Below are 15,866 nucleotides of genomic sequence, written 5' to 3' on the forward strand. Positions count from 1 at the left end.
CGAGCTTAATTGTCGTTGGAATTCTGTTCGCGAACCGACTCGCCGCCAAACAGCTGCGGATGGGTCGGCTCCTCGCTCGAACGCTTCTTCTTGCGTGACTCATTGGCGTCATCGCTCGCTTCGTCGTATGCCAGCAGGACGCGCAAGGCCGCCCGACCGGCAGCCTGCCGATAACCATAGAAGCACAGCGTGAACCAATACAAGACCACCTCAGAAGGCAGCGCATACAGCCCATCCCGGAACATGGTGCGCTGGCGCGACGTCACCAGCCAGCGGGCGCTGGAAAACGCCAGCGCGAGGCGCATTCCGTCTTCGTGCTCGAGCCAACGCGGTTCGGATCGCGGACCGAACTCTTCAGAATCAATCGCTGCCGAATTGCCCGCCTGGTCGCTGCTACGTGCGAGATATGGCGTAGCCAGCTTGCGCAACCAGAGGATGGCCTCCGGGCTGGATGCCGAGCCCAAAATTCTGGCATCGACTTCTCGCAGGATGCGATGAGGCTGATCTGGAAAGAGATGCAGTTCCCAGATGTCGCCGCGCTTCGGCTCGTTTCGAACACGGAGTCTGAACCGCTCCATTAACTTCCCTCGCGTTTTCGAGCGGGAATCGCACGCAAGTGCAACATGCCCTGGTTCGCATTCATCACTGCTGTGCGGTAGGTGTCAAGGGCGGGATCGGCAAGTGGCACCGGCGGGTCGAAAGCGATTGCGACGCAGACAGTAACGTCCAGATCGCCGCTACGCTGGAACGGCCAGACTGGGGAAAGCATGGCGGCGACTTCCTCAAATCGGCCTTCAAAATTGAGGCTGACGCTTTCGCGCGTGCCATCCATGTCTCGCTGGCCGTTCGCCGACACCGAGGCGACGGTTTTGGCGTTGCTCGGGCGATCGGCCCAGGTGGCCCGCAGGGTATTGTCGAGCGCATCGCGGGCATTTACCGTCAGTTCCATGCGAGAGAGATGTACCCCCGGAAATGCACCGAGGGCGTCCCAAACGGCGGTCAATGCCTGCCGCGGCGTGTCGAAAGCATCGACGGGCTGGGGGCCTCGTCCTGGCCGAAGATTATCGAGTTGCCCAGCGAGTGGAGCCGCGAGGTCCACGAGCACGCAGTCAGTGCCAACCCAATAGGGGGCAGGCGGGTCTTGCGCCACATGGAAGGCTTCGTCGGCACCTTTCTTCCAGATACCCCAAATGCGCTGGGTCACCCCTTCGCGCACCACCTCTTGATATGCACCTCGACTAAGGCCCGGCCAGATACTGCGGGCATAGCGCTCGAGATCCTCGGTGCCGACTTGGTCGCCGCCTGCTGGCCAGCACTTGGCTTTCACTGCCGACGGCGTGATGGGTGTCTCGGAGTCTGGAGCACCGCCCTGCGCCCGCGGATAAATGCCGCCATCCAGCGCCGCGGCGTAGGCCCACAGCTCCGTGCTTTCATCGATGCGGGGCAGATTGGGCCATTCGCCCATCTCCTGAGCACCGATGGCGATGTTGGCGCCACGCAGATAGAGGACCCAGCGGTTTTCGCGAGCACCTTCCTGAAGCGCCTGCCATAGAACTGACCGTTCGGGTAATACCGGGAAATGCACGGACTGCTTGGCCGCCTCGGCGAGTTGCTGGGAATTGATGGTCCGCTTGTGTTCAGTACCTTCCCTCGGCCACAACTGTTGCCACACCGTTTCTGCAGTGAGACCGACAACCGGCATGATCCGGTCGTTGATCGCAGCCACCGGGTCATACAAGAATTGATTGGCGGCGATGACTGGCGATACGGCAGGAACACCATCCCTACCATAGACGCGCTTCTCAGCCTGATTGTAGTAGACCCACAGCCCATCCGGCTCTACGGCAAGCCCGGCGGTAAAGGTGGGCAAGAGATCGGTCTGGCGCAATACCATCGGCAGTTCCGGCTCACGCCGGATGCGCTCCCATATTTCCTCGGTTGAGAGCCGCTTTTCTCCGGACTTCCACAAAGGTTCCCGTTTGACGATGGCGGGTGCCAGCACGATTGGGCTCTCTGGCGTCGCCTCGGGGACGAGCTTCTGGTACTGCCGCAGACACTGCAGGATCGGTCGCTCTTCCACAGTCTCCCGAACATTCCGACGCGCTTGGCGGTGGCCATCCGGCACCTCGCCAAAGTCGACGCGATAGCATTCGAGGACGGGTCCGCCACCACCGCCTGCGAACAAATCATCGGCATCGCCGTGTCCTTTGGGAAAGGTGATGATGCGGTAGGCTTCGAGAAGCTTCGAGCGGACATTGAGTTCCTGGGGCCCGAGCTTTTCCAGCACTTCGCCGAGATCGCTCTCCAGTGCCAGAAACTCGGCGGGCACGCCGGTGGCTCCGCGCCGCGCTTGATCTCGCAATGCCCGGAAGTCGGCACCGGCAGCCTGCGCCATGGCCTTTTCCTCGTCCTCGATGTCCTTCCGGACACGCTCCCACGCGATCAGGCTGCGGACCGCATCCTTCAAGCCAGCGACTCGAGACGATTCCGCGAGCAGGAAGAGCAGGTTGTTGCGGTAACGACGGGGGCTTTCGTTGACGCCGGTAGTCGAGAACAGCCTGCGCACGAAATTGAGCCGGTCGCCGCCGCCAACGGCTCCGCACTCCTTGTCGTAATGGATGACAGCCAGCCGGATGCGATCGGCCTGGTCGCCGATTGCCGTGTGATCCTGCGGGAAGAGTACGATCTGAAGGTCACGAAACCCGCTGAAGACGTCTTCAACCCATTGGTCGAGGGTTTCACGAATCTCGCCCGGGTGGGATTGCAGTTCGCCGAGTCGTTCCTGATAGCGCTTGTTGATTGAGGCTCGGGTGCGGAACAGGTAGTGATCGCCCTCTCGCCGCATATACCAGGCGCGTTTCTCCGTCTGCTCCAGGGCTGCGGGAACATATTGCAGGTCAGTGCCTGGGCGACCAAGGGCAAGCGTAACCTCCGCGGGCAGGAGTCCCCGCGAGCCTTCCGGCAGACTATGGAGGAAGACGACCTGAGCCGATTCGGTCGCCGCTTTCCACGGCCACCCCGTCTCGACAACGTTGGCATGCGTTCCACCTTCGGGGCGCATGACGTCGACCTCGAGTCCGCGCTCAAAAGCGCCGCGTCCAAGACGGGCAAGCACCTCATCACGGATTTCGCTGCGATTGAGATCGACGTGTTGCGGCTGGAGGAGCGGCGTCCCCTTCAACTGGCGCTTGTTGGCCCAAACCGCGGCGACAGTGCGCGCCACGAGGCGAAGTGCTCCACGCGTTGCCTGGAACTCGGGAATGTCGGCCAGGCGCTCGGCGAACAGCCGGATGAATTCTGGATGGAAGGGATAACCGACGCGGATCTGCTCCGCATAGTTTGCTTCAAACGCACGGTTATCGATGGGCGCGCCGGCCTCACGTTGCTCCTCGTAGTACGCAACGAATGCTTGAGCAACACTTGTCGCAACGCCCGAATCGACTTTGTCGAAAAGGCGTCGAGCCAGCACCGCGGCTCTTTCGGTTGACTGTGTAGGCGTCAGGTTGCGCGCTTGCCGTGCCGAGGATTGCTCCATTTCGTTCACCACCTCCAAAACGGTAGGTAGGTGCTGTTTGAGCTCGGAAGTCAAGCGGCGGTTGGCGTCCTTTTCGGAAGGCAGCGTGAGAATGACTACAGTCTCGGGGCGCCGCGATGCAACGCTGAAGAGAGTCTGGAAGAAGGTCGGCCATTGACCATTGACTCGGCTACGCGGCTGGTCTTCAGGCAGTGCCGCACACTTCGCCATATACAAGACCAACTCGTCGATAAGAATCAGTCGTGGCCCTTCACCAAGGGATTTTTCAAGCGCTTCGCGGGACGGTGCGATGCCCGCAATGTCGTTTTCCTTGATTTGCTCGTAGCCGGCAAGCCCCCCCGCCATGAGGGCAATCTGGCCCCACGGCGTATAGGCGACTGCCTGCCGACCTTCGATGCTCAGTGCAACGCCGCGCAGAGGGTCGGAGTTTTCTCCGACAAATGCGGCGATCCCGGCCGAACCGGGCATAGGGAACGAGCGAATGCCCCAATCAGACAGGCGTTGCGCCAGGTCGCTACCGTGCTTGGCTACGTGAGTGGCGCCGATCAGACTGTGGGTCTTGCCGCCACCAAAGCCGGTTTCCAGACGGAACACGGGATTGCCACCCTCAACGCCGGCGAGACGTTCTGCAACGTCGCGCAGCAACAGCTTGAGGTTGTCGGTCGGATAGGTGCCCGCAAAAAAGCGCTCCGGGTCCAGGTAGTCCTGATGTGCGCGGGCGGTCAAAACATCCCAGAGATCGGCAGCGAAGATGGCGTCTGGAAGGGTCCCCGCCAAGATCTCGGCTCTCGGCGTGCACGTTTCAAAAATCGAAGGCAGCATACCCGTCGTTACACCCTGTCGTTCTTGTTGTCGGACGAATCGTCCGTGGCTCCTCCCGAGCGGACCCATTCATCCGCCTCGGATAACTTGAACTTCCATGGCCGCCCGATCTCGTCCGGCCGGTTGGCGTCGAGCAGCTGAATGACCGATTCGATCGGTTCGAACTGAATGAGATCGCCGTAGCGCATGCGTTCCTTTCCTCCCCGTTACTGAATTTCGAAGGGCACCAGACCGTCGATGCTGTAGTCCTGATGCTCCGGATGTCCCATTTCGGCGTAGATCAGCCGTCCCTCACGCAACTGACCGGGCCAGACCGCCACCACCCGACGTGCCCGAGCAAGTTGCTTCAGCAGGTCGAGCGGATCCAGCCGCAGGCTACGGTCGAACAGCAGCTCGATGTTGTCCAGCAGCACCACGCCGTGAGCCGCATGCCTGTCTGCGAGCTCCCGCAATGCCTCGGGAACAGCCAATGCACGTTGCTTGAAAGGGGGTGCGGCCAATCGCGCGCCCAACTCGCTGCCGATGTTCATCACCGTCGAGGCGCGACGTTGAGCGAGCTCATGCAGTAAGGAGGACTTGCTCATCCCGCCTTCTGCGATCAGCAACACCAATTTGCTTTGCAGTGCTTCGACCTCGTCGACGATGCGATCCAACTGTTCGACCACGCCGTCTCCTCAGTCCGTCTCGGCTTCAAACCGCTGTAGATCAGGGGACCGGTATCCCGGGGCCAGCACTGCGTTCTTGACGCCGTAGATCGCGAGATGGTCCTTCAGCCAAAGTCGGTACTCAGGCCCGCGGAGGCTATGGTCGGGAGAGCAGTCGACGCTCCATTTGCGAAGGACATAGCCGACCGTCGCTGCCCTGAGCTTCATGTGCAGCGCCCCGTTGTGCATGCCGTAGTCCATTTCTGTGATCTCCGGCCTGGGTTGATCCGGGTGCGGGATCAAGTCGATCTCGACGATCCGCGTCCACTGGATGTCCTGGTCGCTGCGCTCGTGCGCCTCGATCTCGCTGCCTTTGAGCACGATGGGGCGCTTGATTCGGGTCAGCACGAAATCGCGGAACTCTCGGGTCTTGCGGTCGAAGGCGCGTACATGCCACCGCAAGCCGTTATCGATCAGCGCGGAGGGAACGATCTCCCGCTGGGTGCGACCGCTGGAGATCGAGTGGTACTCGATTTTGAGCGGGCGTTCTTGATGGATGGCCCGGGTGACGCAGGCGAGCCCATCCAGGTCGGGCTGCGTGAGTCGCGCCGAGATTTCGTTGTTCACCCAAACCTTGATGCGCAAGGGCTCGCCGTCGCCGAAGCCCTGAGTGAGCCAGGAAAGCACCCGTTCCGGTGGGAAGTCGAACACCGGCCGGAAGTCTTCGCCCCGGACGTATGCCTTCGCAGTGGCGTCGTAGTCGATGTTGCCGGGGGCCAGTTCCTTGTACAGGGCTAGGTCCCGGGTCGCCGCCGCTGACTGGATTGCAAACCGGGACACCAGGTCCTGTCGGCGTATCTCACCAATGAAGCGGACGCGCAACTCCACGAAGGCCAAGCGATCCCGTTGCGGCTGGGTCAGGTTGGCAAGCTGTTCGTTCGACATCCAGGGGTGTCTCGGTCGAGTTGATGAATGATTATGCAGATCGTTGCCAAAAGTATATAAGTCGCCCTAGAATGTGTCCATCAAACCATTAGAAATCGTGTATCCGTCGCATTGTGATTAGTATCATGACTGAGGAGGCAAGCCAAGTGAAATCGCCGAAACAGCTGAGAACGGAAATCCAAACCCTGCGTTCGAGCGTCGAGGGAATCAGGGACACCCTCTTGCACAAGGTCAGGGATGCGAGGGAACCTGCCTGGGGCATAGGCCGGGACTGCGCGAGGACGGCAGAGGCCCTTGATTCGATCCTGAAAACCCAGGTCGTTCCCGAACACTACAAGGTTGCCGTTGTCGGGCGCTTCAAGGCGGGCAAGTCGTCCTTCGTGAACGAACTGCTCGGCGCGAGACTCGCCGGAGAGGACACCAGTCCCGAAACTGCCGCCGTTACGACTTTCGTACATGGTTCGACGGTGAAAGCCAGAATCCGCTTCGTCGGAGCCGACGCATGGGATGGCTTTCGCAAGCTCCACGCCGAGGATCCCAAGCACATCGACGCCCACCGCATGAAGATGTGGCTCAGCTTCGATGGCAAGGCGCGCAAGAACGCCGAGGGGCAGGTCGTTGAAACGTTTGACCTTGCGGCCCTCGAAAGGACGTACGTGAAGCCCGGCGGGCATGTTCTGGAAATCACGCTCGACAAGCCCGGCGAGAAGTCCGCAGAGAACGCGTTCCGCAGGCGCCTCAAGGAGTTTACCTCGGGCACTCGTCCTCACCACTGCCTTGTCGAGGGAATCGAAATCACCTCCCCATCACTCCTTCTGGAGGAGGGCGTGCTGCTGGTGGACACCCCGGGCCTGGACGACACCGAGCGCTTCCGGGTGACGCTCACGGAAAAGGCTGTCGAAGAAGTGGACGCGGTCCTCTTCCTCACACAATCCGGAGTCGCCTACGGCCAGTCCGAGAAAGATTTCATGCTGACGCTCCTCCGACGAGGGACCGTCAAGCAACTCATCTTCGTCATAACGCAGGTGGACAAGACCTACGAGCAGCACCTGTCAGCAGCCGAAGACAACGACGAGGATCCGGAGACGCTCGCCCACCGCATTCGGCGGGAGGAGAGGCGCATCCGAGACGAGATCGACGCGACGTTGGCCGAGCTCGGGAGCGACGATTCGCCTGCAATGCGGCGATATCGCGAACAACTTGGCGTCGTTGGCCTGGTTTTCACCTCCGCGCGCAAGCACCGCGACTGGAAGGATGGAAAGGCCGTCGAGCACGGTATCCACCCGGAGGATCCCGGCGGCATCGAGCGAATGAAGGCGCAACTCCTCAAACTGCTTTCGACCGAGTCCCGCTTGGCCATGGTCGCCCACAATATCGCTTCCGGATCGAAGTCGGCCCTGGACGATCTCCTAGGTGTCATCACGAACCGGCGGGCCGCTCTTCGCGACATCAGGGACGGGGAGGTGGCCGAACAAAGGCTAGCCACCTTTCGCAAGGACTTTGAGTCTGCTCGGCAAAGATTTCAATCCGCAGCCGAATCCGATGTCGCGATCCTGCGCAAGAACCTCGAGGACGCCGACAAAAGGAACGATCACCTTATCGAGGCAATAGGGCTGCTGGCTGACAGGGAACTGGGAGCTTTCGAATCGACTGACGTCGGGAAGCATTGGAAGACGCGCCGTTCCGGCTATTGGGGGTATATGCACGACCTTCAAGGCAAGGTCGCCAACAAGATATTCCCCCGCGTGCAGCAATTGCTTTCAGATATGACGGCCCATTTCGCCGTGTTCGTCGAACATTTCGAGAAGCATCTTTCGGCCCTCTCGTCGTCGAGCGGTGAACTGGCCGAAAAACTTGATCTCGGTGCGACCTTGCCGTTCGATCTCACCAAGACTCTGGCCGGCTCCCTCGAAAAGTCGCTGGCGGCTGCTAACGACCTCATCGCAGCCGAGGAGCAGCGCATCGTCTCGTTCCTTGACGATTTCGTCTCCGACGAGGTGTCCGACAAGATTTCTGCTGCCCGTGAGAAGGTTGCGGACATCTTCGGGAAGGGCACCACCTACCACCAGTCCAACGAGGTGCGTGCCTTCTACTCGGAGGTCAGGAATCTACTTCAGGACGCGCTGACTGCGCATCTTCGGGAGCGGGGTGCGGCTTTCGGCCGGTTCCTGGTCGTCGAGGCCGACGGGGTTCCCCGGAACGCATTGGCCGAGGTGGATGCAACCCTTGCCGGCGCGGAGCAGGACATCAAGGCTGCGGCCACGGCGCATATCGGCGGTGAACGGGAATCCTTCGAGCGCGAATGCGACGGCACCGTCTCGGCCATCCTGGGCGTTGTCGAGGCCTGCACTCCGCTGTTGGAGACCCCGGAGGACCCGGTGCCGCAACCGCCGGACGTTCCTGAGAAGGAAAGGGCTTGGACGAGCGAGTATGGCGCCGAAACCGAGGATTGGTTCGAGTCGATCCAAAAGGAGGCTACGAAGACCCGCAAACGGCTAAGACTCAACGACGGCGACGCTGGATGGCCTTTCGAAAAGATATTCGAACGGTCGCTTCTTTCCGGATGCTCCCGCATCGCCCTCATCGACCCGTATCTAGCTCTGCCTCATCAGGTTCGGAATCTCAAGGAATTCCTACTCGTTGTGGCCGAGGTGGCGAAACCGAAGGAAATCCTTGTCGTCACGTCCGCGACGTGGAACGAGGGTACCGGCGCGAGCGCGCGAATCATGGACGAGGTTGGCACCGACCTGTTTCGTTCGTTCGGAACGAGCCTCACCATCAGAATCGACCCGACGATTCACGACCGGTATGTGGTGTGCGACCACGGCTTGCTATTCAAGCTCGGTAGAGGGTTGGACATATATAAGCCGGCCACGGGTTTGGCCTCGCACCGTCCGGCGAGCCGTCGCGTCCGCAGGACGGACATCGACGTTTTCACGGTTCCCGGCTTCAAGGACGGGGCGCCCTGACATGGCTAGTAGGCCGCGCAAGAAGGAGACCGGATTCGGCTCGCTGTTCGAGGAAGATTACCTCGTCAGGACGCTTGGGCGCATCGCGCACGATCCGGAGGTTGCACTTACTGAACTGGTGGCCAACGCATGGGACGCTGGTGCCTCTCTGGTCGATCTGACGATTCCCCCTGTTAGGGACGGTACGCTAGTCGTCCAGGACGATGGACACGGAATGAGCGCAGCGCAGTTCAAGGGGCGCTGGATGACGCTTGGCTATGATCGGCTGCGCCACCAGGGGGCGAACGTCGAGTTCCCCGCCGAGCGAAAGAACTGGCGCAGACGCGCCTACGGCCGGAATGGCGTGGGACGCCACGGGCTTCTCTGTTTCGCCGACTCCTATTCGGTTGAAACGTGGCGCGAGGGCAAGGGGGCCGGCTTCGAGATAGGTACGCAGAGCCGAGAGAACCCTTTCAGGATCGAGAAGGAATCGTCTTTTCTTAGGACCGGAAGCGGGACCCGGCTTTCCGTGGCTGTGGCGCGCCATCTTCCGGATCCGGATCGCATTCGGGAAATCCTATCGGCGCGCTTTCTGCACGATCCGCAATTCGTTGTGAGGGTCAACGGTCAGTCAGTATCGCTGGCCGACCAATCGGGCCTCATTGAGCGGGCCGCGCTCGAAATACCCGGTTGTCCTGCCGCGGAGGCGTTCGTAGTCGATTCAACCCGTGCGGCAAAATCGACCATCTACCAGGGCGTTGCCTTCTGGGTGAACGGTCGTTTGGTCGGGACGCCGGGCTGGGTCGTCGGGACGGATGCCGTCGTGGACGGAAGGGCGCGTTTCGCCAAGCGCTATTCGATCGTGGTAAAGACCGAAGACGGATGGATGGGTGAGGTCGAGGCGGACTGGGCGCGGTTCAAGGCGGGGCCGAAAACTGACGCACTGTTCGCTGCGGTGCGCATGTACGCACAGGAAGTTTTCGCCAAACTCTCCGCAACGCTCGTCGAGGAGAGTTCCGAGGAGGTGCTCGTGCGCAACCGCGAGCAGTTCAGGGAACTCTCGCCTTTGGGGCGAATCGAGGTTGCCAGTTTCACCCAGGAACTGGTGAAGGCCAACCCGGCCATCCACCCCGACACTCTCTCGGCGGCCGTCCAGGCCGTCATCAACCTAGAGCGCTCCCGGGGCGGGGCCGCCCTGCTCGAGAAACTTACCAAACTCGACGATGCTGACATCGAGGGGCTGGACAGGCTTCTCGGGCAGTGGACGGTCAGGGACGCGCTGTCCGTCCTGGACGAGATAGACCACCGTCTGGCCGTTATCGCAGCCATCGAAAAGCTTTGCGGCGATCCTGCGACGGACGAACTGCACACCCTGCACCCTCTCGTTACCCAGGCCCGTTGGCTTTTCGGCCCGGAGTTCGACAGTAGCGAATACGCTTCGAACGTCAGCCTCAGAACAGCCACCGAGAAGGTTTTCGGCAAGAGGGTGTCCACGACTGCGTTCGCCAACTCACGCCAGCGTCCTGATATTGTGGTCCTGGCCGACGCCACCTGCTCCGTGGTGGGCACAGAGTCCTTCGACGCGGCCGATTCGAACCTCATGCGCATTCGAGACGTGCTGATCGTTGAGTTGAAGAAGGGCAAATCGACCATTGGTAGAGAAGAAATGAACCAGGCCGATGGATACGTGCAGGACTTCCTCGGAAGTGGTGCTCTGGACGGCACGCCGATGTTCAGGGCTTTCGTAGTGGGACACGAGATCGCTCAGAAGACGTCGCGCGAGAAGGAGATCAAGGAGGAGGGCGTGCTGCGCGGACGGGTGGTCGCCACGACCTACGGCCAACTAACGAGGACTGCTCACCAGCGGCTCTTTCGTCTGAAGGACAAGATTCCCGCGCGCTACGAGGATGTTTCGGGGGCAGACCTGTCGGCAAGAGTTATGGGGACGGCAAGCCAGGCGCCTCTGTCCCTTCCGGAGCCGCCACGGACGCCTGAATGTGGTCCATAAAATATGAGGCTTGGAGCTGAGTCAATCGAGAAACGCGAGACTTGCTCCTTACCCTCTCCGGTGAAAACATCCCACCGCCCGTCCCGCCAGCAGCCCGACCACCAGCGGCACGCAAGGCAACAGCAAGGGATGCAGCCTCACCGGTAGCACGAAGCCGATTACCGTGGCGCAAAGCGCCGCGATTCCCAGGCTGGCATACAGCGCGAACATCTCCGGATCGTGCTGCAGGAATTCCTTGGCCTTGATGAGCCGTGCGAACCCGCCATCAACGAGGGCGGCCAGGACGAACACCGTCAACTCGGGCAGCCATTCGAGCAGAGTGGCGAACCGGTAGCTGGCGAGCAGGAGCAGGGCGTCGACGGCGCGGAAGTAGGCGTTATTGAAGAGGCGCTGGTTGACCGACGACATCTCCCGGGACACGGCGCCATTCACGCCCGCCGGCGAGGGCGCATCCTTCGCGGCAGGAATCGGGGTAATCTCGGCCGTCGTCTCCTGCATTCTCAGCGACCGATTCAGCATGCGGGTGGCCGGCTCGCCCCCCCAGTATGCAGCCGCCGCCTCATGTTCGGCGCGCAGTTGGGCGAGGAAGCGCTCCGGCGGATGTGCCGCAGGTACATACAGCACGAGTACCAGCAGGATGAGCAGCGATACCACGGCGACGGCGCGGATCATGGCGTCTTCCCTGCCGGGCGGTGCGGCGTCGCATCGGGGTCGAGGATCGGAAACCGCCCCTTGACGATCCGCCCGCCTGACACCGAAGCGAAGTACTGGAGGTTGGGCAGCTTCCCCAGCACGTCGGCCGGCACCATCTCCTCGAAGCTCTCGGTGAGCTGCGTGGAATAGCTCGACGAGAAGTCGCCGAGGTGGGCGTCCGAGCCGTGGCTCAAGCCCACGCGCACGGTGTGGATCGCCGTCTTGCCGAAGGTCTCGACGACAAAGTCCTGGGTCGGCCGGTCCTTGGTGCGCAGGGCAATCAGGTTGTTGAGGTTGCCCAGCGCCATGCGTGCCGCATCTTCGCTGCCCAGCCGCTTGGCCAGGTCCGCCAGGGTCTGCATCGCGCAGGTGGTGAAGATGCCGCCCTCGGCGCCCTTGTTGAGGATCTCGATCAGCGGCTGGTTGATGACGTTCGAGACCTCATCGACGAAGAGCGCGATGCGCCGATAGCTGCCCAGGTTGTAGCGCATGCCGGCCCGCGCCGCCTGGTCGGCCAGCGCCAGGGCGCCGATGGCAGAGGCGACGGACGGGTCGGGCAGGGAGTCCAGGCACATGTAGAGAACATGACCTGCCCGCTCGATCTTCTCGAAATTCATGATGGGCCGCCTGTCCTCCGCATCGAAGGGGTCGGGTGAGAGGCTCTTCCCCAGATCGCCCGAGGTCAGCATCGACAGGATGGGGAGCAGGTTGGCGGTGATCTTCTGATAGTGCTCCCGGTTGTGGCGGAAGGTGCGCACCTGGGCGTCGATCACCTTGTTGCGCTGGTTTTGGGCGATGTGGTGCTCGTAGTAGGCGACGAAGGCCACCAGGTCGGCGCTGGCCGCTTCCGACGGGCGCTTGAGGTTGCCGCGGTGGGCGTCGTTGAGGAGCTTCTTCATCTCGGGCAGTTCCCGCCAGCCGGCACCGAGGGTGTGGTCGTAGTAGCGGCGCAGTGAGCTCTCCAGAACCGGCTCGATGCCGCCCTCGATGTACTTGGTGAGCTTCACCAGATTCGGCCGCTCCTCGATCTCGACCAGGCCCTGCACGACGACGTTGACCGCATCCCAGCCGAAGGCCGAGAAGGCGCCGGCGGTATCCGGCGGCATGATCGACTGGATGCGCGAAGCGATCTCGGTGGGCTTCTGCCAGTTGAAGGTGAAGTCCAGGCGCACGCCCCGTTCCGGGAAGGCTGGGTGGAATTCCAGGAAGGTGTCCGGCTCGCGGTAGTCGGTGCAGGCACGCTCGACGACGCGTTTGAGCCGCCGGCTGTTCTTCGGGTCGATGACGATCACCACGTCACCGCGCCGGATCGCCTGGGTGATCAGGTTGGCGAGCGCCACACCCTTGCCGGACTGGGTGGTGCCGACCAGCAGCGTGCCGCCCTCGAAATTCTGCAGCGGCCGGTGCAGGGGGCCTTCCTTCGGTTCGACGCCGTGGATGTAGGGCAGGCCGATCTCGGCGTCAGGCTGGGGCTTGGCGTTGTAGCCGAGCAGCCGCAGCAGGCGTGGTGACACCGCGAATTCCCGGTAGTCGATCTTGGCGAGCTCGTAGAGCCGTTGCGAATGCACTGGCCGCCATTCGAAGCCGAAGCCCAGGAAGACCGCGGCCGGATCCTTGCACCAGTGGGCCAGGTCGTCGGTGCCGATGACCTCGATACCGCGCCCGCCCAACGACGCCCGCAAGACGAGCATGTGCAGCGCCTGGGCTACCCGCAGCACGCCCATGGCTAAGCAGACGAGCGCCAGCGGCAGGGCCAATTGCGGGGGGAGGGCGCCGGTCACGCCGACGCCGACGAAATAGAGCAGCGCCAGCCACCAGGCGATACCGGCATAGACCTCGTAGGCCCGGCGCCAGGGCATTTCGTAGCGGCGTACCAGCATCTCAGCCTGCTTCCACCGGTGGCGCGACAAAGCCCGCCAGATCGAGGCCGCGCACGCAGCGCGGGTCGAGCACGAGGCCAACGGTGGGATTGCCGTTGAAATCGCGCGACAGGGTCGGCGGCCCGTCCCGATTTGGCCTGACCAAGAGCTTGGTTTCGGTGAGCGCTCGCATGGCGAGCGACGGCTGGATGCCGCGTCGCTCGAATTCGACCAAGGGCACGAACACCCCTTGGGCGATGGTGCACACGGCGGGCGGCCCCATGCCATCGTTGAGCGTGCGGATGGCCTCGGCCAGGGCGTCGCGCACGACCGGATTCAGACGCATCGGGGCTTGCAGGGCGAAGGTGGCGGGGGGCGGCTCCGAGACTGGCTCCGGCGGGGATGGGTCGGGCGTTTTTTCAACCGCTGCACTGGCTTTGCTGCCGGCGGGCGGCTCGGGCGGCGGTATCAGCGATAGCTGGGTGCCGCTCTTGACGGGAATCACCGACGCAGGCTCGGGCCCGGGCGCTTGCGGCGCAGGTGGGGCGGGCGCACGCTCCGGTTTGAATTCCAGCGCCTGAGGTAGGGCTACCGGTGGCGGATCGATTCCCGCGAGCAGAATCGCCGGGGCCGAGAGCTTGACGGCTTCGAGCGGGGCCTTGGCACCGGGCGGCTGGATCGACCAGGTCGAGCGGCCTGCCGTCGCCGCCTCGAACACGCCCGCGGCCAGCAGCAGTTCCAGCACGGTCTCGGGCGCCTTGGGAATGCCGGCCAGTTGGTCGGCCTCGAGCAACTGGTGGATATCCTCGGCGCCGCCGGGCCAAATCAGGAACAGGCCATCCTGCCCGAACCACAGACGCGATTTATCGCGGTTGGGCAGCCAGGCGGAGTTGCCGCGGGTGAGCCGCCGCAGGGCATCGACCAGGTAGCGTTCGAGGTGGGAGCCATATTGCGGCGAACCGTAGCGGTCGGCGCTGGCGATCAGATTGCGGTCGATGACGAGCGCCAGCGAGCGGCGCACGAGCTCGTCGAGGATGTTGTGGTCGCGATAGACCGGGATGCCGCCGATGCTGGCCAGCAGGTGGGGCACGATGACCGCATTGCCTTCGGCGAGGTCGGCCATCACCGCGGGCGGCACCACATGGGGCAGGGCGAAGAGTCCCAGGCCGCGCGCTTCGACGGCCTGGGGCCGCCAGCGCAGGAAATAGCGGTCGCTGCCGCGCGAGTCCAACCAGTCCGTCAGCGGTTGCAGGAAGGCCGGCCAGGTCTCGCCGGCGGCATCGGTGACGATGACATGGCTCATCAGGCGGTGCAATTCGCTGCACAGGCCAGCGATGAAGGTTGCGTGGCGCCAGCGCGGCTCGAGTTGCCGGCGTGCCGAGATGCTCATCCGCCCTGAAAAGATGTGCGCGTCGGTGCCTTGCAGGCTGAAGAAGGCCGTCTCCAGGCCGAGGCGGAAGAGCCCGCCAGGCGTGCTGAAGTAGTTGTCGGCGGTCGCCGGCAGGAGGTGCACGCAGGCGGCGTAGTGGCGCACCAGCGCCAAGATGTCGCGCTCGAAGCCGTCCCGGTCGGCGCCGTAGCAGAGCTTGATGCGCGCGATCAGGTCTGCTTCGCCGGCCAGCAACTCGTCGACGGGCAGCGCGGCGAAACCGGGGTCGGATGCGGGGTACGCAGTGGCGGGCATTGGGTGTGGCAGGCATGGCGGCACCGCGATGCCGGAAGGAATGGGATGTGACCATTCTCGTGGCGTCGGCGCGGGCCTGTCGCGTCGAAACGGGGCCTATTCGGCGGGGGTATCGCTCCCGGGGCTCAGCAGGTGAAAGAGCGCCAGCATGCCCAGTTGGCGCTCCGTCATGTCGCGGGTGGTGCGGGCCGGGTAGGAGGCCTGGATGCGATGGTCCAGGTGAAAGCGTTCCAGGAGCTTGCAGAAGGGGCAAGCGTCGCCGTGTGCCACGGTGCCGACCGCGGCGATGAACTCGCAGCCGCAGCTCGGGCAGGGGAGCACGGACAGCGTGGGTGCGGTGGCCAGCCAGATGCCATCGATATAGGAGACGAGGTTGAAGGCGCGATCCAGGCTGACGCGGTGAGGCGGCTGCGTGGTGGCCTGGTAGGCGCGGTAGGCGAGGACCAGGGCGTCGCCGGCGGTGAGCCCTTGGACGCGCAACTGACGATACTTGGCGCCGATAAGGCAGGCGTCGGTGCGCAGAATGAGGTTGGCGCCGTGGTACCACTCGGCCGAATTGGGGGCGCGTCCACGTGGGATGCTTCGGGGATCGGGGAAGAAGAGAGCCTGCACCTGACGCGGCGGGATGCCGGTGATGAGGTGGATAGTCTTCAGCCGTGCGCCGAGCGCCGCCAACTGCTTCGCCAGTTGGATGGCGCGCAGGTGCCGGTCGCCGCGCGTCGGCATGG

Annotated in this window: 11 protein-coding genes; 2 read left to right on the forward strand and 9 right to left on the reverse strand. The window is 63.0% G+C overall.

What is annotated here, in order from left to right; all coding sequences use genetic code 11:
- Positions 1 to 5: 5 nt before the first annotated feature.
- From GQB03_RS23625 to GQB03_RS13825, 5 genes are read right to left on the reverse strand one after another with little or no spacing between them, the layout of a single operon-like run.
- A complete protein-coding gene (locus GQB03_RS23625) occupies positions 6 to 578 on the reverse strand; it encodes a DUF7680 family protein (RefSeq protein WP_156147852.1) in 573 nt (190 codons plus the stop codon).
- The gene (locus GQB03_RS13810) at positions 578 to 4,312 is read right to left on the reverse strand and encodes a DUF499 domain-containing protein (RefSeq protein WP_159690410.1); all 3,735 of its coding nucleotides are present in this window, start codon (positions 4,310 to 4,312) and stop codon (positions 578 to 580) included. The genes GQB03_RS23625 and GQB03_RS13810 overlap by 1 nt, the downstream gene beginning before the upstream one ends.
- Before the next feature lie 53 nt (positions 4,313 to 4,365).
- Positions 4,366 to 4,545: a DUF6079 family protein gene (locus GQB03_RS22985; protein WP_200832223.1), complete on the reverse strand. Its 180-nt coding sequence runs from the start codon at positions 4,543 to 4,545 to the stop codon at positions 4,366 to 4,368.
- Positions 4,546 to 4,563: 18 nt separating this feature from the next.
- Entirely contained in the window at positions 4,564 to 5,022 is a 459-nt protein-coding gene (brxF, locus tag GQB03_RS13820; RefSeq protein WP_043745917.1) for a BREX-3 system P-loop-containing protein BrxF, read from the reverse strand.
- Between the two features lie 9 nt (positions 5,023 to 5,031).
- Complete coding sequence (locus GQB03_RS13825; RefSeq protein WP_159690414.1) at positions 5,032 to 5,946, reverse strand: WYL domain-containing protein; 915 nt, start codon at positions 5,944 to 5,946, stop codon at positions 5,032 to 5,034.
- A gap of 125 nt (positions 5,947 to 6,071) precedes the next feature.
- Between GQB03_RS13825 and GQB03_RS13830 the strand changes: the two genes are divergently transcribed.
- Both GQB03_RS13830 and GQB03_RS13835 read left to right on the forward strand, forming a co-directional pair.
- Positions 6,072 to 8,915 (forward strand): dynamin family protein, encoded by a 2,844-nt coding sequence (locus GQB03_RS13830; RefSeq protein ID WP_159690416.1) that lies wholly within the window; start codon positions 6,072 to 6,074, stop codon positions 8,913 to 8,915.
- Position 8,916: 1 nt separating this feature from the next.
- Positions 8,917 to 10,902, forward strand: coding sequence for an ATP-binding protein (locus tag GQB03_RS13835; RefSeq protein WP_052484460.1), 1,986 nt, complete (start codon positions 8,917 to 8,919; stop codon positions 10,900 to 10,902).
- A gap of 48 nt (positions 10,903 to 10,950) precedes the next feature.
- On the opposite strand, the gene GQB03_RS13840 is transcribed toward GQB03_RS13835, so the two are convergent.
- The 4 genes from GQB03_RS13840 to GQB03_RS13855 form a co-directional block, all read right to left on the reverse strand.
- Positions 10,951 to 11,574 (reverse strand): DUF4400 domain-containing protein, encoded by a 624-nt coding sequence (locus GQB03_RS13840; RefSeq protein ID WP_159690418.1) that lies wholly within the window; start codon positions 11,572 to 11,574, stop codon positions 10,951 to 10,953.
- Positions 11,571 to 13,454 carry a conjugative transfer system coupling protein TraD gene (gene traD, locus GQB03_RS13845; RefSeq protein WP_235027065.1) on the reverse strand — a complete coding sequence of 628 codons (1,884 nt, stop codon included), beginning with the start codon at positions 13,452 to 13,454 and terminating at the stop codon, positions 11,571 to 11,573. The genes GQB03_RS13840 and traD overlap by 4 nt, the downstream gene beginning before the upstream one ends.
- Positions 13,455 to 13,476: 22 nt before the next feature.
- The gene (gene mobH / locus GQB03_RS13850) at positions 13,477 to 15,138 is read right to left on the reverse strand and encodes a MobH family relaxase (RefSeq protein ID WP_159690421.1); all 1,662 of its coding nucleotides are present in this window, start codon (positions 15,136 to 15,138) and stop codon (positions 13,477 to 13,479) included.
- A gap of 96 nt (positions 15,139 to 15,234) precedes the next feature.
- Positions 15,235 to 15,864, reverse strand: coding sequence for a FlhC family transcriptional regulator (locus tag GQB03_RS13855; RefSeq protein WP_159690422.1), 630 nt, complete (start codon positions 15,862 to 15,864; stop codon positions 15,235 to 15,237).
- Positions 15,865 to 15,866 lie beyond the last annotated feature (2 nt).

The sequence above is a fragment of the Cognatazoarcus halotolerans genome (assembly GCF_009800965.1).
GTDB lineage: Bacteria > Pseudomonadota > Gammaproteobacteria > Burkholderiales > Rhodocyclaceae > Cognatazoarcus > Cognatazoarcus halotolerans.

What these genes read in the sequence shown, in the direction of transcription:
- GQB03_RS23625 (WP_156147852.1), bottom strand. Translation starts at nt 578, where the DNA reads ATGGAGCGGTTCAGACTCCGTGTTCGAAACGAGCCGAAGCGCGGCGAC.
- GQB03_RS22985 (WP_200832223.1), bottom strand. Translation starts at nt 4,545, where the DNA reads ATGCGCTACGGCGATCTCATTCAGTTCGAACCGATCGAATCGGTCATT.
- GQB03_RS13825 (WP_159690414.1), bottom strand. Translation starts at nt 5,946, where the DNA reads ATGTCGAACGAACAGCTTGCCAACCTGACCCAGCCGCAACGGGATCGC.
- GQB03_RS13830 (WP_159690416.1), top strand. Translation starts at nt 6,072, where the DNA reads ATGACTGAGGAGGCAAGCCAAGTGAAATCGCCGAAACAGCTGAGAACG.
- GQB03_RS13835 (WP_052484460.1), top strand. Translation starts at nt 8,917, where the DNA reads ATGGCTAGTAGGCCGCGCAAGAAGGAGACCGGATTCGGCTCGCTGTTC.
- GQB03_RS13840 (WP_159690418.1), bottom strand. Translation starts at nt 11,574, where the DNA reads ATGATCCGCGCCGTCGCCGTGGTATCGCTGCTCATCCTGCTGGTACTC.
- traD (WP_235027065.1), bottom strand. Translation starts at nt 13,454, where the DNA reads ATGCCCTGGCGCCGGGCCTACGAGGTCTATGCCGGTATCGCCTGGTGG.
- mobH (WP_159690421.1), bottom strand. Translation starts at nt 15,138, where the DNA reads ATGCCCGCCACTGCGTACCCCGCATCCGACCCCGGTTTCGCCGCGCTG.
- GQB03_RS13855 (WP_159690422.1), bottom strand. Translation starts at nt 15,864, where the DNA reads ATGCCGACGCGCGGCGACCGGCACCTGCGCGCCATCCAACTGGCGAAG.